This window comes from Nocardia sichangensis (assembly GCF_047200615.1).
In the GTDB taxonomy this organism is placed as follows: Bacteria; Actinomycetota; Actinomycetes; order Mycobacteriales; family Mycobacteriaceae; genus Nocardia; species Nocardia sichangensis.
Genome location: NZ_JBJZOK010000020.1, coordinates 75238 through 92880, shown reverse-complemented (window position 1 = coordinate 92880; position 17643 = coordinate 75238). Strand labels below are relative to the sequence as shown.

At 67.8% G+C, this 17643-nt stretch carries 21 protein-coding genes; 9 read left to right on the top strand and 12 right to left on the bottom strand.

All coding sequences use genetic code 11. The features are described 5' to 3' along the window. Positions 1–6: 6 nt before the first annotated feature. Positions 7–1434: a dihydrolipoamide acetyltransferase family protein gene (locus ACL03I_RS25785; protein WP_412807142.1), complete on the top strand. Its 1428-nt coding sequence runs from the start codon at positions 7–9 to the stop codon at positions 1432–1434. A gap of 12 nt (positions 1435–1446) precedes the next feature. Here the strand turns inward: ACL03I_RS25785 and ACL03I_RS25780 are convergent, their stop codons facing one another. Beyond that, positions 1447–1869 carry an acyl-CoA thioesterase gene (locus tag ACL03I_RS25780; protein WP_355073607.1) on the bottom strand — a complete coding sequence of 141 codons (423 nt, stop codon included), beginning with the start codon at positions 1867–1869 and terminating at the stop codon, positions 1447–1449. Continuing rightward, positions 1866–2819: an AraC family transcriptional regulator gene (locus ACL03I_RS25775; RefSeq protein ID WP_412807141.1), complete on the bottom strand. Its 954-nt coding sequence runs from the start codon at positions 2817–2819 to the stop codon at positions 1866–1868. Before ACL03I_RS25775 ends, ACL03I_RS25780 begins: the two co-directional genes overlap by 4 nt. Before the next feature lie 388 nt (positions 2820–3207). Between ACL03I_RS25775 and ACL03I_RS25770 the strand changes: the two genes are divergently transcribed. Further along, complete coding sequence (locus tag ACL03I_RS25770; RefSeq protein WP_412807140.1) at positions 3208–4560, top strand: MFS transporter; 1353 nt, start codon at positions 3208–3210, stop codon at positions 4558–4560. A gap of 137 nt (positions 4561–4697) precedes the next feature. Here ACL03I_RS25770 and ACL03I_RS25765 read toward each other — a convergent pair whose 3' ends face one another. From ACL03I_RS25765 to ACL03I_RS25745, 5 genes are all read right to left on the bottom strand, one after another. Further along, positions 4698–5447: an LppU/SCO3897 family protein gene (locus ACL03I_RS25765; protein WP_412807139.1), complete on the bottom strand. Its 750-nt coding sequence runs from the start codon at positions 5445–5447 to the stop codon at positions 4698–4700. A 159-nt stretch (positions 5448–5606) separates the two neighbouring features. Continuing rightward, complete coding sequence (locus ACL03I_RS25760) at positions 5607–6755, bottom strand: DUF5925 domain-containing protein (protein ID WP_412807138.1); 1149 nt, start codon at positions 6753–6755, stop codon at positions 5607–5609. 100 nt (positions 6756–6855) lie between these two features. Beyond that, the gene (locus tag ACL03I_RS25755; RefSeq protein ID WP_355073773.1) at positions 6856–8268 is read right to left on the bottom strand and encodes an NAD(P)(+) transhydrogenase (Re/Si-specific) subunit beta; all 1413 of its coding nucleotides are present in this window, start codon (positions 8266–8268) and stop codon (positions 6856–6858) included. A 17-nt stretch (positions 8269–8285) separates the two neighbouring features. Next, positions 8286–8600, bottom strand: a complete 315-nt coding sequence (locus ACL03I_RS25750; RefSeq protein ID WP_063023007.1) for an NAD(P) transhydrogenase subunit alpha part 2 — start codon at positions 8598–8600, stop codon at positions 8286–8288. After that, positions 8600–9805, bottom strand: a complete 1206-nt coding sequence (locus ACL03I_RS25745; RefSeq protein WP_355073597.1) for a Re/Si-specific NAD(P)(+) transhydrogenase subunit alpha — start codon at positions 9803–9805, stop codon at positions 8600–8602. Before ACL03I_RS25745 ends, ACL03I_RS25750 begins: the two co-directional genes overlap by 1 nt. 406 nt (positions 9806–10211) lie before the next feature. Here ACL03I_RS25745 and ACL03I_RS25740 point away from each other — a divergent pair, with 406 nt between their 5' ends. From ACL03I_RS25740 to ACL03I_RS25730, 3 genes are read left to right on the top strand one after another with little or no spacing between them, the layout of a single operon-like run. Beyond that, positions 10212–10673, top strand: a complete 462-nt coding sequence (locus ACL03I_RS25740) for an HIT family protein (protein ID WP_355073595.1) — start codon at positions 10212–10214, stop codon at positions 10671–10673. Continuing rightward, complete coding sequence (locus tag ACL03I_RS25735; RefSeq protein ID WP_355073593.1) at positions 10670–11506, top strand: maleylpyruvate isomerase family mycothiol-dependent enzyme; 837 nt, start codon at positions 10670–10672, stop codon at positions 11504–11506. Before ACL03I_RS25740 ends, ACL03I_RS25735 begins: the two co-directional genes overlap by 4 nt. 7 nt (positions 11507–11513) lie before the next feature. Then, entirely contained in the window at positions 11514–12167 is a 654-nt protein-coding gene (locus ACL03I_RS25730; RefSeq protein WP_412807137.1) for a Type 1 glutamine amidotransferase-like domain-containing protein, read from the top strand. Positions 12168–12335: 168 nt separating this feature from the next. Here the strand turns inward: ACL03I_RS25730 and ACL03I_RS25725 are convergent, their stop codons facing one another. Both ACL03I_RS25725 and ACL03I_RS25720 read right to left on the bottom strand, forming a co-directional pair. Next, a complete protein-coding gene (locus tag ACL03I_RS25725) occupies positions 12336–12845 on the bottom strand; it encodes a GtrA family protein (protein WP_355073589.1) in 510 nt (169 codons plus the stop codon). Between the two features lie 60 nt (positions 12846–12905). Beyond that, positions 12906–13235, bottom strand: coding sequence for a hypothetical protein (locus ACL03I_RS25720; RefSeq protein WP_356964590.1), 330 nt, complete (start codon positions 13233–13235; stop codon positions 12906–12908). Between the two features lie 223 nt (positions 13236–13458). On the opposite strand from ACL03I_RS25720, the gene ACL03I_RS25715 reads away from it, so the two are divergent. Both ACL03I_RS25715 and ACL03I_RS25710 read left to right on the top strand, forming a co-directional pair. Then, positions 13459–14817, top strand: a complete 1359-nt coding sequence (locus ACL03I_RS25715) for an FAD-binding oxidoreductase (RefSeq protein ID WP_355073585.1) — start codon at positions 13459–13461, stop codon at positions 14815–14817. Between the two features lie 46 nt (positions 14818–14863). Beyond that, a complete protein-coding gene (locus ACL03I_RS25710) occupies positions 14864–15148 on the top strand; it encodes a GNAT family N-acetyltransferase (RefSeq protein ID WP_355073583.1) in 285 nt (94 codons plus the stop codon). Between the two features lie 103 nt (positions 15149–15251). Here ACL03I_RS25710 and ACL03I_RS25705 read toward each other — a convergent pair whose 3' ends face one another. The 3 genes from ACL03I_RS25705 to ACL03I_RS25695 form a co-directional block, all read right to left on the bottom strand. Further along, positions 15252–15458 carry a DUF397 domain-containing protein gene (locus ACL03I_RS25705; protein WP_412807136.1) on the bottom strand — a complete coding sequence of 69 codons (207 nt, stop codon included), beginning with the start codon at positions 15456–15458 and terminating at the stop codon, positions 15252–15254. 88 nt (positions 15459–15546) lie between these two features. Continuing rightward, positions 15547–15738, bottom strand: coding sequence for a DUF397 domain-containing protein (locus ACL03I_RS25700; protein WP_412807135.1), 192 nt, complete (start codon positions 15736–15738; stop codon positions 15547–15549). After that, positions 15735–16619, bottom strand: coding sequence for a helix-turn-helix domain-containing protein (locus ACL03I_RS25695; protein ID WP_412807167.1), 885 nt, complete (start codon positions 16617–16619; stop codon positions 15735–15737). Before ACL03I_RS25695 ends, ACL03I_RS25700 begins: the two co-directional genes overlap by 4 nt. A 296-nt stretch (positions 16620–16915) precedes the next feature. Between ACL03I_RS25695 and ACL03I_RS25690 the strand changes: the two genes are divergently transcribed. Next, entirely contained in the window at positions 16916–17374 is a 459-nt protein-coding gene (locus ACL03I_RS25690; protein ID WP_412807134.1) for a DNA-directed RNA polymerase subunit beta, read from the top strand. Then, positions 17367–17588 carry a hypothetical protein gene (locus ACL03I_RS25685; RefSeq protein ID WP_067803320.1) on the top strand — a complete coding sequence of 74 codons (222 nt, stop codon included), beginning with the start codon at positions 17367–17369 and terminating at the stop codon, positions 17586–17588. The genes ACL03I_RS25690 and ACL03I_RS25685 overlap by 8 nt, the downstream gene beginning before the upstream one ends. Positions 17589–17643 lie beyond the last annotated feature (55 nt).

Genomic DNA, 17643 nt, shown 5'->3' with positions numbered 1-17643 from the left:
TGCCGCGTGGAAAACTCGGTCGGCCATGATCTTCCGGCGTCCGTGCTGGAATTCCGGCTGCCGGACCTCGGCGAAGGGCTGACCGACGCCGAACTGGTGTCGTGGGCGGTGGCCGAGGGCGACACGGTCGAGCTGAACCAGGCCATCGCCGACGTGGAGACGGCCAAGGCGGTCGTCTCGTTGCCGTCGCCGTTCGCGGGCCGCGTGGTCGAATTGCTGGCGCGGCCGGGTGACACCGTCGCGGTCGGGTCTCCGCTCATTCGCATACAGGCGGCCGGAGCGGAAGAGACGCCGAGCGACACGGGGCGCACGTCGGTCTTGGTCGGCTACGGCCCTGAGGCGGAGGCGACGTCTCGGCGGCGTCCTCCCGCACAGCCCGGCGTTTCGCGGTCCGACGACGCCGACAGCCAGGCAGAGGCGCAGGGCGATTCGCGGACCGACCACGCGGACAGCCAGGCAGAGGCACCCGCCGTCTCGCGGTACGACGGCACGGGGAGCCTGGTGGAGGAGGTTCACGAACAGCCACCGGGCACCGTGCTCGGCGCGCCGCGGGCGGCGGCGACACCCGCCGCGCGGAAACTGGCTCGCGAACTCGGCCTGGACCTGTGGTTCATCGCGGGTTCCGGCCCAGGCGGCGCGGTCACCGTCGAGGACGTGCGCGGCGCGGTGCCAGTCTCGCAGCCGCGTCCGGCCACCGCGCCCGCCGTCGCGGACGCCGGAGCGCGCCCGTCCGCCCGCGAGGAGCGCACCCCGGTCAGCGGCATCCGTAAACGCACCGCGGCGGCGATGCTGACCAGTGCGCGCACCATCCCGCAGGCCAGCACGTTCGTCACCGCGGACTGCACCGCCTCGATGGAACTACTCGATCATCTACGCAGTACGAAATCCTTCGCGGGCCTGGCCTTGACGCCGCTGCCGCTCGTCGCCGAGGCGGCGCTCGCCGCGCTCGCCGACTTCCCCGGCATGAACGCCTGCTGGGATGAAGCGGCTCAGGAAATCGTCACCAAGCACTACGTCAACCTGGGTATCGCGGTGGCCACCGAGCGCGGGCTGCTGGTACCGAACATCAAAGAGGCGCAGACTCTGAGCCTGCGCGACCTGACCCGCGAGATCGGCTGGCTCGCCGACACCGCGCGCGCGGGCAGCGCGACGCCCGCCGAGCTGCGCGGCGGCACGTTCACCATCACCAACGTCGGCGTCTTCGGCGTGGACGCCGGAGTCCCGCTGGTCAATCCGGGCGAGGCCGCCATCCTGTGTCTCGGCTCGATTCGCAAGCGGCCGTGGGTGGTGCGCGACGAGATCGCGATCCGGTGGGTGACCACCCTGGGCGTCAGCTTCGACCATCGCATGGTCGACGGCGAACTCGCCGCCCGCTTCCTGGCCACTGTCGCGGGATTCCTGGAGGACCCGCTCACCTTGCTCAGCCGCGTGTGACGCGCCCGCCGGTCAGTCCGTGACGAGTTCCGCCGCGGCGGTGCGGATGACCTCCGGGATCTCGACCGGCTTGCGGGTCTCGGCGTCCACGTAGACGTGCACGAAGACACCGGTGGCGGCCAGTTCCAGCGCGCCGTCGGCCTCGCGGAAGATGGCCAGGTCGTAGGTGATGCTGGAGCGGCCGAGCCGGGAGATGCGCAGGCCGACCCGCAACTGATCCGGGAAGCTGATCGAGCCGAGGTACTGGCAGGAGGTCTGCGCGACCACGCCGAGCGCGGGCAGGTCACGGATGTCGGTTCCGGTGGCGTGCATCAACCATGCGTTGACCGCGGTGTCGAAGTACGAGTAGTAGGTCACGTTGTTCACGTGCCCGTAGTGGTCGTTGTCGGCCCACCGGGTCGGCACCGGCCAGAGCACCGGATACTGCTGCGTCACCCGGCCGACGATAGCTCAGTGGCGGTCACGCCCAACCGGTGGTCGCGCGGGGAGATCCCGAAGTGCCGTTTGAACGCGGTGCTCAGCGCGAAGGCGCTGCCGTATCCGACCTGACGGGCGATGGCCTCGATGGTGGCATCGGATTCCTGCAACAGGTCCGCGGCCAGCGCCAGCCGCCATTCGGTGAGGAACGCCATCGGCGGCTCACCCACCAGATCGGTGAACCGGCGCGCCAGCGCGGCCCGCGACATCCCCACCGCCTCGGCCAGGCCCGCGACCGTCCACCCGTGCGCCGGATTGTGCTGCAACAGGCGCAGAGCCTTGCCGACCAGCGGGTCACCGTAGGCGTGGTACCAGCCGGGCGCGTCGGCGCGGGAGAACCAGGCGCGCAACGCGGCGATCAGCACCAGATCCAGCAGGCGGTCCAGCACCGCGCTCTGCGCGGGCTCGTCCTTGATCACCTCGTCGACCAGTAGGTCGAGCACCCGACTGTCGAACTCGCCGCGCCGCAACACCAGCACCGGCGGGAGAGCGCGCAGCAGGCGACGGCTGGCCGCGCCCGCGGACTCGTAGGTTCCGGTGACCATCAAGGTCGCGCCGTCCGGGTCGGTTCCCCACTGCCGGACGCCGAGGCTCAGTGTCTCGCAGAGGACTTCACCCTGTGGCGTCTTCGTCACCTGACCGGGATGGATGATGATCTGCGGTTCGGTCGCCGGGTCGTCGGCCACCGTGTACGGCGCGGGCCCACGGAAGATCGCGACGTCCCCCGCGCCGAGCTGCCGCGGCGCGCCCTCGTCGGTGACGATCCACGCGCCGCCGCGAATCATCGACAGCACGGTGAGCGGAGCCTCGTCCTGGATACGCAGCGACCACGGCGGATCCAGCAGCGAACACATCAGGAACGCGCCGCGAGCGCGAGGGCCTTCGAGCAGACTGGCGAGCGCATCCACCCGTCCACAGTAGACGATCGCGCATGGCCACAGGCCGGTGCGCCAGGTTCCGTCTCGACTGCGCCGGATATTCCGGGCTACCCGCCGCCATGGCGTGCCTGTTCGGCGCCGATGCTCGACGGTCGCAACGCCGAGCCCGCCGAGGTAGTGCGGCGTGCGCTCGGCCGGAGCCCGAAGGATTTCGCCGACTACGTCATGGCGACGGCTGTCAGCGGAATCCGGAATGTCCCGGCATCGTGACGCGTTTCACATGGTGAAAAGGACTCGCTCGCGGACGTGACGCGCAGTGTCGAGCGTCCCGCACGGCCGCACGACCAGGTCAACGGCGCCCTGGGCCGGTTCCGCGAGCGAGTCCGGTCGGGGTGGGGATTTTCTCGGTACCGTCGAAATGGTGTTGAGCCCGACGGTCGATCGTCAGTTCCGTGTGGCGCGTGCCGCGGTATTCACGGTTTTCGCGTTGAACGGCTTCCTGCTCGCCATGTGGGTGGTGCACATTCCGGTCGTCACCGACCGCACTGGGGTCGCCAAATCGACGCTGGGCATGTTTATCCTGCTGATGTCGGGCGCGGGCATCGTCGGGATGCGACTGGCGGGTCCGCTCGCCGATCGGTTCGGCAGCAGGACGTTGGTCGGCGCCGCGGCGTGCTTCGGGTCGGTCGCGGTGGTGGGCCCCGGCTTCGCCACCGGGCCGTTCACCTTGGCGCTCGCGCTGGCCTGCTTCGGTTTCGGCAACGGAGCGCTGGACGTGTCGATGAACACCCAAGCGGTGCATGTGGAACGGGCCTACCGGCGTCCGATCATGGCCGCCTTCCACGCGTTGTTCTCCGGCGGTGGACTGGTCGGGTCCCTGCTCGGAGCCGCCGCGCTCCGGGCGGGCTGGGATGTGCGGGTGACCCTGGTCGTCGCCGCGGTGGGCTGCGTCGCTCTGGTCCTGACGCTGGTGCCGCGTTTGCTGCGGGAGACGGCATCGGAAACGGCGGAGTCCCCCGGCGTCGCCTCGTCCGTCCAAGCGACCGAATTCGGCGCCGCACCACTGGAACACGACGCGACGGTGTCGCTGCGTCAGGGCGATTCGTCCGGGCACGACGTCATGCCGACAGGGTCCGATGCGGCGTCCACCGCACAGTCGCCGGACCGGCTCGACCGAGACCGGTCATCGCGCGCTCCCGCCACGACCTCCCTCGATACTCGCGCTCGCGGCCGAAAGGTGCTCGCGCTGGCCGTGCTCGCCTTTTCCCTGCTCTTGGCCGAAGGCGTGGCCGCCGACTGGAGCGCACTGCAGCTGCGCGACCAACTGGACGCCGACGCCGCTACCGCGGCCCTGGCCTTCGGCGCCTTCTCCACCACGATGACGGTCGGGCGGTTCGCCACCGACCGGGTCAGCCACGTCTTCGGCGGGGTCGCGGTGGTGCGCTACGGCTCGCTCCTCGCGGCCATCGGCCTGGCCGTGATCGTCGTCTCGCCGTGGATTCCGCTGACGCTGCTCGGCTGGGCGTTGACCGGGCTCGGGCTCGCCGGAGGCATCCCGCAGATCTTCAGCGCGGCGGGGAATCTGGGCTCCCGCACGGCCGCGACCGACATGTCACGGGTGTTCAGCGTCGGCTACCTCGGCTTGCTCGCCGGGCCCACGGTCATCGGCTGGCTCACCGCCGTGATGTCGCTGACCACGGCGATGGTCGTGCCGATCCTCGCCGTACTGCTGTGCTGCGCGTACGCGAGCGTCGTCGCCACGCCACGCTGACCGGATCACGAAGTCCAGGCTCCGCCGAACAGGAAGCCGAGCCGAGCCTGGAACACGGCGATCGGCGCGCACGAACCATCTGGTCCGCAGCAAACGCGCGCCGATGCTCGTCATCGTTTCCAAGCTAGCCCCAACCGCTACTTGGGCGGCGCCAGGCACATGGTGATCGGCTCGGGCTTGGGGTAGACGATGGTGTCGTTCTCGGTCGCCTTCGCTCCGCACGCGGACTTGTCCGCGGTGCCCCGCACGATCCGGCCGATCTTGAAGTCCGCCGTCGACCCGCAGGCCACCTTGGTGCTGGCGCCGAGGAAACCGCCGTCGATGCAGTCGCCCTCCTTGACGTTCAGCCGCAGGCATAGCGTGTACTCGTCGCCGCCGGTCTGGTAGTAGCTGGCGTAATCCTTGGTGGCGCAGTCCGCGTTCGCCCCGTCGAGCCGTTGCGCCACCACGTAATTGGCTTCGGCGTCGGAGCATTCCTTGGTTTCGAACTCGGCTTTGACGGTGGTGCCCGACAGCTTCGCGCACTGACCGATCTCGATCTTCTCGCCGTCCGAGCGGAACACGGTGCGAGCGCCCACGATCAGCAATCCGATCACCAGGACGACGCCGAGTATGCCAAGGATCTTGCCGATACCGCTCCCGCCCCGATTCTGTCGGGGCGGGGGTCCGGGCGGCGGGAACGCGCCGCCGGGGTAACCCGGCTGCGGCGGGAAACCACCCTGCGGCGGGTAGCCCGGCTGCGGCTGACCGGGATAGCCGGGCTGGGGATAACCCTGCGGCTGACCGGGATTTCCCGGCTGGCCCGGAAAGCCCTGCGGCGCACCGGCAGGCGGCTGCTGCGGATAGCCGGGCTGGCCTGGATAGGGTTGATTCGGTGGTGTGGTCATGGATCCCCTCCCCGGGTCTCGCTAGATTCCGTGCGCACAGAAGCGACGGGCGAACCCATGGAATCTAGCCGATCGGTGCGCGTACCGCCGTGTGGGATACCGCCCGGTTCGCCGCACCGACTCGCCAACCGGCGCAAAGGCTTCGGTTCGCCAGAGTTCTCACAGGTACAGCCCTGGATTCACCGCATCCACAGCGACGGCATCGATCCGTGCCTCGCCGTCGCGCGCCGAGACGAGTTCGGCCAAACTCGCGCCGTCCGGAAACGCGGTGGCCGCGCCCGGCCGCTCGCGATCCAGCCAAGCCGCCGCCTCGCCGGAGGACAGCCGCCCGATCTCGATCCGCGCCAGGCACCGGCCCGGCCGCGTCACCGCCGGATGCAGGCGGGACAGATCCTCGTTGGTGGTGATGGCGACGAGCACGTCCCTGCCCTGGCCGAGCATGCCGTCGGTGAGGTTCAGCAACCGCGAGAGACCCTGCCCGGCAGCTTCCTTCGCTTCTCCGCGTATCAACTCGTCGCAGTCTTCCAGCACCAGCATCCGCCAGCGGGGCACGCCCTCCTCGGCGTTGTCCACACCGGCGGCCACCTCCATCAGATAGCCGGGCTTGCCGAACATCACCTCGGGATCGAGCACGCAGTCGAGCTGGCACCAGCCGCCCCAGGCCCGTGCCAGTGCGCGCAGCGCGGTGGTCTTGCCGGTGCCGGGCGGTCCGTGCAGCAGCACCAGTCTGCCGCGTACGTCGTCGGCGGTGAGCGTCATCAGGCGGTCCAGCGCGGTGGCGACCTGCCCCGCGTAGTTGCCACGGATCGTCGACCACTCGGGCGCCGTGATCGAGCGCGCACGCCGCTGCGGACCGTGGTTGTGCATGTGCCAGAAGCCCATCTCGACGGTCTCGCCCACCTCCGGCGGCGCCGCCGCGTTTCGGATGGCCTCGGCGAGCAACTCGTCCGCGAGCGCGTCGGTGACGGCGGTGACCTCGACCATCGCCGAGCCGCCCGACCAGCGCACCGACCGCAGCGACCAGCCGGGGCCCACGACCAGCGCGGCCCCGCTGTCGTTGTCGCGTACGGTGCGCACCACGCGGCCGCGGGCGGGACGCAACGGTGCGTCCGGTCGCACCCGTTCCAGCTGCGCGGTGCGCGCGCATGGATGATCGCCGCGCAGGAACGGACCGAGCGCGAGGGCATCGATCGCGTCGCGGATGGAGTAGGTGGAATCGACTACGACGGTCCACGGCAGCCGCTCGGCCGGATCGGCCGAGGGCTCCCCGGGACCGATCAACCGAAGAGACTCATGACGTGCGGACACTTCGAGAATGATCCGGGGCGGCGGGGCACGGTGTCCATCGAATTACGACAGTGCCCCCTCCGCACCACAGCGGAGGGGGCACTGCGCGGAAACGCTTGGCCTACAAGGCCTTGAGTTCTTCGGTGACTGCTCCGACGGACTTCTTGGCGTCGCCGAACAGCATGGAGGTGTGGTCGGCGTAGAACAGCGGGTTGTCGATTCCGGCGAAACCACTGTTCATGGAGCGCTTGAGCACGATCACCGACTTGGCCTGGTCGACGTTGAGCACGGGCATGCCGTAGATCGGGCTCGAGGAGTCCTCACGGGCGGCCGGGTTGGTGACGTCGTTGGCGCCGATCACCAGGGCGACGTCGGTGCGATTGAATTCGCCGTTGATGTCGTCCATTTCCTTGAGCGCGTCATAGGACACCTCCGCCTCGGCCAACAGCACGTTCATGTGGCCGGGCATGCGACCGGCGACCGGGTGGATGGCGTATTTGACCTCCACACCCTTGGCCTCCAGCAGCGAAGCCATCTCCTTGACCGCGTGCTGCGCCTGCGCGACCGCCATACCGTAGCCGGGGACCACGATCACCTGGTTGGCGTACGCCATCTGGATCGCGGCGTCCGCGGCGGAGGTGGCCTTGGCCTGCTTCTGCTCACCATCACCGGCGCCCGGCGCGGTCCCGCCGCCACCGAAGCCGCCCGCGACGATCGCCGGAATGGACCGGTTCATCGCCTTGGCCATCAGGTTGGTCAGGATGGTGCCCGACGCGCCGACGATCATGCCCGCCACGATCATCGCGGTGTTGTTCAACGCCAAACCCGCCGCGGCGGCCGACAGACCGGTCAACGCGTTCAGCAGCGAGATCACCACCGGCATGTCCGCGCCACCGATCGGCAGCACGACCATCAACCCCAGCACACCCGCGAGCACCAGCACCGCGATCATCCACAGCTGCGACACCCCCTCACCCGTGGCGCCGACACCGATCACCACCGCCGCGGCCACCGCACCCAGCAGCAGCAACAAGTTCAACGGTTGCTGCAACTTCCCGATCCCGATCGGGCGGCCGGGCAGGATCTCCTGCAACTTGCCGAACGCGATCAACGAACCCCAGAACGACACCGAACCGATGATCGCCGCGAACAGCGACCCGATCACGATGTGCACCGTCGGCTCCTCGTCGAAATGCGAGAAACCCTGGGAATTGATGAATTCCGACCACGCGATGAGCGCGACCGTGCCACCGCCGACACCGTTGAACGCAGCCACCAGCTGCGGCATCGCGGTCATCTTCGTGTACTTCGCCGGCGGCACACCCAGCACGACGCCGACCACCAGACCGGCGACGATCAGAATCCAGTTGCTGGTGTGGCGGATCGAGATCAACGTCGCGATCACCGCGATCACCATGCCCACCGCGGCGATCAAGTTGCCGCGCACCGCGGTCTTCGGGCCGGTCAAACCCATCAGACCGTAGATGAACAGCGAGAACGCCACGATGTAGAGACCGTTGACCAGATAGGTCACGTTGTCGAAGGTATGCATCATTCACCGGCCTTCTGAGCAGCGGGCTTCTTGCTCTTGAACATGCCCAGCATGCGGTCGGTGACCACGAAACCACCGATGACGTTCAGGGTTCCGAACACCACCGCGACGAACAGGATGATCTGGGTCAGGATCGAGGGATCCTGCACGTTGCCCAAGGTGACCAGCGCACCGAGCACCACGATGCCGTGAATAGCGTTGGTGCCCGACATCAACGGCGTGTGCAACGTGTTCGGGACTTTGGAGATCACGGCGAAACCCACGAACCCCGACAACACCAGGATCGCGATATTCGCCAGAAGTTCGGTATACATCAGTTCTCCACCTTCGCCTCGGTCGGCTCCGACACAGCCGCTGCCTCGGCGGACTCCGCTGCCCCCGTCGCCTCGGCAGGCGCCTCGGGCGCGTCCGGCTCACGGGTGACGCAGGAATCCGCCAGCACCTGGTCGCTGAAGTCGGGCGCGAGCTTGCCGTCCACCAGCATCAACTCCAGCAACGCCGCGATGTTCTTCGAATACAACTCCGAAGCGTGCTCGGGCATGGTCGCGGGCAGATTCAACGGCGAGGCGATGGTCACCTCGTGCTTCACCACGACCTCACCCGGCTCGGTCAGCTCGCAGTTGCCGCCGGTCTCTCCCGCCAGGTCCACGATCACACTGCCGGGCTTCATACCCTCCACCGCGGCCGCGGTCACCAACCGGGGCGCGGGACGGCCCGGCACCAACGCGGTCGTGATCACCACGTCGAAGCCCTTGATCGCGTCCTCGAGCGCCTGCTGCTGCTTCGCCTTCTCCTCGTCGGTGAGTTCACGGGCGTACCCGCCCTCACCGGCGGCATCGATGCCCAGATCCAGCCACTGCGCACCCACCGACCGCACCTGATCGGCCACCTCGGGGCGCACGTCGTAACCGGTGGTCCGTCCGCCAAGACGCTTCGCGGTGGCCAGCGCTTGCAGACCGGCCACACCCACACCGAGCACCAGCACCGTCGCCGGCTTCACCGTGCCCGCCGCCGTGGTCAACATGGGGAAGAACCGCGTCGACTCCGACGCCGCCAGCAACACCGCCTTGTAACCCGCCACATTCGCCTGCGAGGACAACGCGTCCATCACCTGCGCACGCGAGATCCGCGGAATCGCCTCCACCGCGAACGCCTGCACCCCCGCCGACTTCAGCGCACCGATCTGATTCTCGGCATTGCGCGGCGCGAGGAAACCGATCAGCGTCTGCCCCGACGACAGCTTGCCCACCTCGGCGTCACTGGGCGGGGCGACTTTCACCACCACATCCGCCGACCACGGATCGCCGATCGACGCACCCGCCTCCACATAGGCTTCGTCGGGAATCAGCGCGCCTTTCCCGGCCCCGGGCTCGACGACAACTTCCACACCCTGTTTCACCAGGCTCGGAATGATTTTCGGCACCAAAGCGACACGTCGCTCGCCCGCGTTGGATTCGCGAACGACACCGACACGCGCGCCGCGCGGCGACAGATCGCCTACGCTCTGCGTTGTCTCCACTTGTCAGACTTCCTTCTCTTACTGAGCTTCAGGCAACGGGCAGACGACCGGACGATGTTACCGATGAGTAAGTTCGCCCAAATCTTCGCAACTGTACCTGGCCCGCCGTGAGCCTAGCTGAGATGCCCATCACACACGCCGGACGGATCGCGCTAGGACGCCGGAGTTCCTCGGTCGCCACCGAGGGAGCCGCCGACCGCCGAGCGGCGTCCACCGTTTTTCCTTTTCGCTGTGTGATCGTGGTCTCCGCAGGTGAACACGGCAAGACCGTACGGAGAAGTTCGTTACCAACCTCGAGGTTGGGCACCTGGTGGGACGCCCGGCCCACAGCGGCATAGTGACATGCGTCATGCCGATCGGCGATCCGGGGTGTTCCGCTCGGCTCGTACGCCGTATGGTCCAGCGTGTGAACGACTGCGTCTTCTGCCGCATCGTGGCAGGCGAGGCACCGGCGGCGAAAGTGTACGAGGACGACACGCTGTGCGCGTTTCTCGATGTCCGGCCGGTCGCCCGCGGGCACACGCTGGTCATACCGAAGCGGCACGCCGCCGAGTTGGAGGACCTCGACGCCGAGCTCGGTGCGCAGATCTTCCGGACCGGTCATCGGCTCGCCCTGGCCATCCGGCGCAGCCGCCTCGCCGCCGACGGCGCCAATCTGGTGCTCAACGACGGAACGGCGGCGTTCCAGACCGTTCCGCACGTCCACCTGCACGTGATCCCGCGCAGACACGGCGACACGCTGCGATTCGCGAAGGGCTTTCTCCTGCGCCGCCCGCACGATCCGATATCCACCGCCGCGGCCATCCGGGAAGGGATCGCGGCATTGGACAACGAGGGCACAAGCCCGGAAAAGGAAACCGAGGGATGACCGAGACGTTCGATCGGGCCACGCTGATCGACCTGCTGTCACGGCAGTGGGAGGCGATCGACGCGCTGGTCGCTCCGCTGGACGAGGATCACTGGCGCACCCCGTCGTCGCTGCCGGGCTGGAGCGTATTCGACGTCGTCGCCCACATCATCGGCACCGAATCCTTCCTGCTGGGTGACCGGCCGCCCGCGCACGATCCGACCAAGGCCAAGACCGACGTGCGCACGCTGCCCTACGTGCGCAACGAGACCGCGGTGCTCAACGAGATCTGGGTCGACCGGCTGCGCCCGCTGTCCGGGGCCCGCCTGCTCGCGTTCTATCGCGACGTCATCGACCGCAGGCGCGCGGCGCTCGCGGCCATGGGCGACGCCGAATGGGAGAAGGAGACGGTCACGCCGATCGGGCAGGTGACCTACGGCAGGTTCATGCGGGTGCGGTTGTTCGACTGCTGGATGCACGAACTCGACATCGCCGACGCGCTCGGGGTGCGGGTCGAGGAAGGCGGTCCCCGCGGCGAATTGGCCTTCGACGAGTTCGCGGCCGGCATTCCGCGCGTGGTGGCGAAGAAGGGCGAAGCGCCGGAGGGCGCGCGGATCGCCTTCGCGCTGACCGGTCCGCTGGCCAGAACCCTGCGCATTCAGGTGGCGGGCCGGGCGAACTACGTGGATGCGTTCGACGGACCCGCCACCGTCGAGGTCGGCTTGGACTCTCGGCTTTTCGTGCGTCTCGGGGGCGGTCGGACCAGCGCCGAGGAGCACTCGAGCGAGATCACCGTCGAGGGCGACGACGAGCTCGGGCAGCGCCTCGTCCGCCACCTGGCCTTCACCATCTGAGCCGCCGGTGCGACTGTTCCTGTCCAGCTACCGGTTCGGCGCGCACTACGACCGGCTCGTCACGCTCGCGGGGCCGCCCGGCCGGGTCGCGCTGATCCCCAATGCCTGCGACGCCTGGCCGCAGGCGTGGGCGGGTGCGGTGACCAGCGACCTGGCGCCGCTGCGCAAACTCGGCTACCAGCCCGAGGTGCTCGACCTGCGCGAGTACGTCCGCCGGGAAGCCGAGCTGGAACGGAAGCTGGCGGAGTTCCCGCTCGTGTGGGTGCGCGGCGGAAACACGTTCGTGTTGCGCGCGCAGTTGGCCCGCAGCGGCGCGGATCGCGTTCTGCCCCGGCTACTCGCCGCCGACGCGCTCGTCTACGCCGGTTACAGCGCCGGGGCCTGCGTGCTGACCCCGGACCTGCACGGCCTGGATGCGGTGGACGATCCGGCCGAGGTCGCTCCGGCCTGCGGCGTCGAACCGCAGTGGGACGGACTGGGTTTGGTGAACCGCAGGATCGTGCCGCACATCGATTCGGCCACCGACCCCGAAGGCGACTGCACTCGACTCGCGGCTCGCTACCGCGCCGAAGGCGTCGCGCACTGGGCGCTGACCGACGACGACGTGATCGTCGTCGACGGGGCGCGCACCGAAGTGCTGATCAGTCCGGTGGCGTCGTGATCTCTAGTTCGGGATCGCTGTCCGACACGACGATAAACATGCTCTCCTTGCAGGCGGCCGAGGGTCGAGATCGGGGTCGAGTCATCCAGACAGGCGGCCACTCAGCCGGGTCGCGGCCTCCTCATGTCGCGATACAGGTGTCCGCAGCACATCTCCACCGCCGACACCTCACATCGCGTCGGGAGCCAGCTCCGGTTCCGGCTCGACCGCGCGGCGGAAGACCACCCAGCGCATGGCGCTGTACATGTAGACGGCCTCGCACGCGCCCGCCAGCAACCGGGACACGTGGTACTCCACGCCGAGCGCGGTGAGCCCGCTGCCGATGCCCAGGATGAACGCGAGGTAGTTGACCACCACCACCACGACGTACACCGCGGCCTGCCTGCCGACCGGCGCGTGGGAATGGAAGTTGAACGTGCGGTTGAGCACGAAGCTGAGCCCGAACGCGCACACGTATGCCACCGTCACCGACGACCACACCGGCAGTTCGAACCAGCCGTGCAGGACGGTGAGCAGCGCCAAGTCGGCGGCGAAGGTGCCGCTGTTGATCAGCGCGAAGCCGAGGAAGGTCGGCGGGACGAGACGGTTCAGCCCGAACGGCAGCCGGTGCACGACCGACTCGCACCAGCGGGTGAACCGGTCGGCGATGGTGTCGGCGGTCTCGGACAGCTCGTGCACGCGACCAGCGTGCCAGCGGCAGATGTCCGGCAGATGAGCGGGCGGCGACCGCGGGGTGGCTCAGCCGATCTGCGCCTGGCCCGGGTCGTCCGCGGCGTGGTCCAGGCTCGCCCATGCCGCCAGGCATCGCCGTCGCGCGACATCGTCCGCGTCCGCCAGCAGCGCCTCCAGCAACTCGCGGGGCTCGCGCCGCCAGAGATCGGCCAGCTCGGCGCGGGTCTCCTTGTCGAAGACACCGGAGCGGTCCAGCGCGGTCAGCCATTCCTCGTGCTCGCCCGCGTGCACCCGGCGCAGCACGTCGGGGTCTATACCGTCCTCGACGAACTCGCTGGAGAACATCGCGGCGACCAGTTCCCGGCGACTCGGTTGCTCGCCCTGCATCCGTTCCATCCCTCCAAGTGCTCCGCGGCGAACCGCATGGACTGCCGGCGCCCCGACGTGGCGGCGCCAGGAGAACTCGATGCCCCGAACAGTCAAGCCCCTGTCGGCATTCTGGTCTCCCGTAGGCGGTAATACCACTGTGGCGGCTGACATCACATTCCAGGCCTTCCGTTCGCCACACGCACGGTCGACCGATCAGCAAATATCGGGCACGGGGAGCTAGCGTGAGGTGGTGGACCTGCATGACTTGATCGCCGCCCTCCCCGACGGCGCGGTGCTCACCGACGTCGACCTGCTGGCGAGCTACCGCCAGGACTGGGCGCGCGATCCCGGCGCGGGCACCGCCCTGGCCGTGGTGCGCGCCACCAGCACCGACGACGTGGCCGCGACGCTGCGGTGGGCCAGCGCGCATCGCGTCCCGGTGATTCCTCGCGGTGCCGGGTCCGGGTTGTCCGGCGGCGCGACGGCCGTCGACGGAGCGATCGTGCTGACCACCGAGCGGATGCGGGAAATCTCCGTCGACCCGGTGACCCGGACCGCCGTGGTGCAGCCCGGCCTGCTGAACGCCGAGGTCAAGCGCGCGGTCGCGGAGCACGGGCTGTGGTATCCGCCGGACCCGTCGTCGTTCGAGATCTGCTCGATCGGCGGCAACGCCGCGACCAACGCGGGCGGCCTGTGCTGTGTGAAGTACGGCGTCACCACAGACTACGTGCTCGGCATGCAGGTCGTGCTCGCCGACGGCACCGTCGTGCGGCTCGGCGGTCCGCGTTTGAAGGACTCGGCCGGGCTGTCGCTGACCAAGCTGTTCGTCGGCAGCGAGGGCACGCTGGGCGTGATCACCGAGCTGACGCTTCGGCTGCTGCCCGCCCAACCGCCGCAGAGCACGGTCGTCGCCAGTTTCGCCACGCTCACCGCCGCCACCGAGGCCATCCTGACCATCACCGGCGAACTGCGGCCGTCGATGCTCGAGTTCATGGACTCGGTGTCGATCAACGCCGTGGAGGACGAGCTGCGGATGGGGTTGGACCGGAAGGCGGCCGCGCTGCTGGTCGCGCGCTCCGACGCCCCCGGCGAATTCGCCCACCGCGAGGCCGAGATCATGGCGGCGGCCTGCGAGAAAGCAGGAGCGACAGAGGTTTTCCACACCGAGGACCCGGCCGAGGGTGAAGCGTTCACGGCCGCCCGACGTCTGGCGATCCCGGCCGTGGAGAAGCTCGGGCCGCTGCTGCTCGAGGACGTCGGCGTTCCGCTGCCCCGGCTCGGCGACTTGGTGAGCGGCGTCGCCGAAATCGCCGAGCGCAACGAGGTCACAGTGTCGGTGATCGCGCACGCGGGCGACGGCAACACCCACCCGCTGATCGTGCACGACCCCACCGACGCCGACCACACCGCGCGAGCGAACCGCGCCTTCGGCGAGATCATGGACCTCGCCATCGCCCTCGGCGGCACCATCACCGGTGAACACGGCGTCGGACGATTGAAGAAGGCATGGCTGCCCGACCAACTCGGCCCCGACGTCATGGCCCTGACCCGCCGCATCAAGGACGCCCTCGACCCCGACGGCATCCTCAACCCCGGCACGATCCTGTAACCACCGCGACGGAACATTCCCCACGCACAAGGAGTTCTACCCCGACATGACGACCAGGCTCGAACACAACGTCGCCGATACCCGTTTCGAGATCTACATCGACGACACCCTAGCCGGGTACGCCGACTACGCCGAACGCGAAAACCCCAAGGTCCGCGACTTCCACCACACCCTGACCTTCCCCGAATTCCGAGGCCGAGGCGTAGCCGCCCAAGTCGTCGAATACGCCCTCAAAGACTCCCGCACAGCGGGTTTCTCGGTCATCCCCACCTGCTGGTACGTGGAGCAGTACATCACCCAACACAGCGAATACGCCGACTTGGTGAAGTAGGCGCGAGATACGCCCGCGAGTGGCACACCACCGAGAGATCTACTCGCGTTTTGCCACAGCCATGTGCCACTCGCGGAAGTTGTGCCAGCGAGCTGATGGTGGTTCAGGGTCGCTTGAAGTCGCCGGCGGTGATGCCAGTGGTGAAGGTGTTCCCCTCGCCGGGCGTGAAGACCAGCGCTGGGCCGGTCGGGTTCTTCGAGTCGCGTACGCCGACCAAGCCTTCGCCGAGAAAAGCAACCTCCACGCACTCCTTACCGGCCTGGCTACGGCTGCTTTTGAACCACTTCGCCTCGGAGAGATTGGTATTCACGGCTTCGTACTCCCGTGCTATCTGTTGGAGCAGGTTGTAGCGCTATCCGGGTCCAGCGCCGCGCGTTCGCTCGCTTCAAAGACATGTATTAGCCGCGGGCTATCCCAGCGGTGAAAGCGTCCCACTCGCCCTGCGAGAACATCAGTGCTGGACCGGTTGGGTTCTTGGAGTCTCGCACGCCGACGTGGCCTCTCGAGAGAAAAGCCACTTCGACACATGCTTTGTCAGCTCCGCTGTAGCTGCTCTTGAACCACTTCGCCTCGGAGAGGTCGATATTCACGGTGCATACTCCCTTGCTATCTGCCGGAGCAGGTTCTTGCTCTGCTCCGGGTCCAGCGCCGCGCTTTCGAACCGCCGGTAGGCATCGAGATACCGGTTCACAGCGCTGTGCTTCTCCAGGTACAAATCGCCCGTGAAGCTCTCAACGTAGACAACTGTAGGCTCCTTCGGCTGTCGCTTGCTGTCACCCCCCGACTTCAAGATCACGAATGGCCCTACGGCCACACCCATGGGAAATCCGGCCGAGAACGGGAGCACACGGATCGTGACGTTGGGCAGCCCCATGAGGTCCACCAGATGGCGGAGCTGGGCCGACATGATGCGCTCATCACCGACCATCCCGCGTAGCACCGACTCTCGAAGAATCGCATGCACAGTGACGGGTTTCGTTTTGCGGGTGATCAGCGATTGGCGCTTGCGTCGGAGGTGCACCCGGCGCTCGTGTTCCAGCGGTGTCTCGTTCGGGTAGCCAGCACGAATCAGCCCACTCGCATACGCGGGTGTTTGAAAGATCCCAGGCACGAGTTCCGGTTCGTACCAGGTCAGCGACCGGGCGGTGGCCTCCAGGTCCACGAACACATCGAAGTTCTCGGGAATCAGGTCGCCGAACTCATGCCACCACGACTTCACGCTGGCCTGCTTCGCGAGCCCGACCAGTGCGTTCGTGTACTCCTCGGTGAAGTCGTAGATCTTGCACAGCGCCTCCACATCGACGGTGCGAATGCGCTCGGTCTTGCCGACTTCCATCCGCTGCACGGTGCTGACGCTCCACTGCATCCGTTCGCCGACGTCGGCCAACGTCAATCCCGCCGCTTCCCGTCCGTTTCGCAGATGCCTGCCCAGCTGACGACGAGGCAGGGTCGAGCCACCACTTTCGGCCATGCGATTCCTGTCCACTCCGGGCGACCCGGGATTCTCATCTCCGGGCCGATTCTCATTGCAGAATGAAAAACGTGCTGGTCGAGCTGATGAGATCTCATCTTTACCTAGTTCATCGGACAGGTCCAGTGGTTCGCTGATCGTGCGCCCGGCAGGGGACGACGGAAACACTCGCACCGCAGAGTAATTCGCTCCCCGCACGGCTACCGACCAGGGATCACCAGAGCTATGGGCGCACCCTGAACCCCTTCGATGAAGCAGAGGTCTCGTTGCGCCACATAGCGTTTGGAGACACGCCGTTGTCTCGCTGTCACTACTACCGGCAGGTATGCGGACTCCCCGCGGTCGTCGACCCTCCCCAGATCGGGCGGATCATCGTCCGGACCGGAATGGTCTGGGGCATAACCATGCCCGCCGTACTGGGACAGCACGTGAAGGTGTGGATGCAGGACCACGGCCACGAGCTGGGGCCGATCCTGTCGCATCCACGGTCGAAGCGGTGGACGTTCATCATCCGGCCGGACCTGCCGGACGACGTGCCGCTGTTCGCCGAGATGTTCCGCTTGAACGTGTCCATCATCCGCCACGGCGGCATGATCGCGTTACCGAGCCCAGCAGACCGAGGAACCAAGTTCCGTGCGTGGATGTCACGCCCGGACACGACTTTTCGCCCCTCCGGCTGCGTGGTCGTTGCCGCGATCCGCCATTGCGTGGCCACGAAGGTCGCGCGCGGTCGACGGGTGATCACGTATGCCTGACCGCGCCGTCTCCCCGATCCCGTCAGAGCCGGATGTGCACCTGTCGGTGTTCTGGCACGGAGCCCGCCTGGACTTCGTCGCCTGCGTAACGGCCGCATGCCTTTTCGTCCAGGAGTGGCGCGCCCGACACTGGCACGACGCCGTGGAAGTATCCACAGACATCACCGACGACTACCCGAGGCTCCCGTGCGAACGCCTCTACCTGGAGCCCTGACAGCGCCCCACCGCCATCGCCCCGGCGAAGTCCGCGACACGCGTCCACGAGTGGC

Coding starts and splice junctions, on each gene's coding strand:
- ACL03I_RS25770 (WP_412807140.1), top strand. CDS start 3,208: ATGGTGTTGAGCCCGACGGTCGATCGTCAGTTCCGTGTGGCGCGTGCC.
- ACL03I_RS25765 (WP_412807139.1), bottom strand. CDS start 5,447: ATGACCACACCACCGAATCAACCCTATCCAGGCCAGCCCGGCTATCCG.
- ACL03I_RS25750 (WP_063023007.1), bottom strand. CDS start 8,600: ATGTATACCGAACTTCTGGCGAATATCGCGATCCTGGTGTTGTCGGGG.
- ACL03I_RS25735 (WP_355073593.1), top strand. CDS start 10,670: ATGACCGAGACGTTCGATCGGGCCACGCTGATCGACCTGCTGTCACGG.
- ACL03I_RS25720 (WP_356964590.1), bottom strand. CDS start 13,235: ATGGAACGGATGCAGGGCGAGCAACCGAGTCGCCGGGAACTGGTCGCC.
- ACL03I_RS25710 (WP_355073583.1), top strand. CDS start 14,864: ATGACGACCAGGCTCGAACACAACGTCGCCGATACCCGTTTCGAGATC.
- ACL03I_RS25695 (WP_412807167.1), bottom strand. CDS start 16,619: ATGGCCGAAAGTGGTGGCTCGACCCTGCCTCGTCGTCAGCTGGGCAGG.
- ACL03I_RS25685 (WP_067803320.1), top strand. CDS start 17,367: ATGCCTGACCGCGCCGTCTCCCCGATCCCGTCAGAGCCGGATGTGCAC.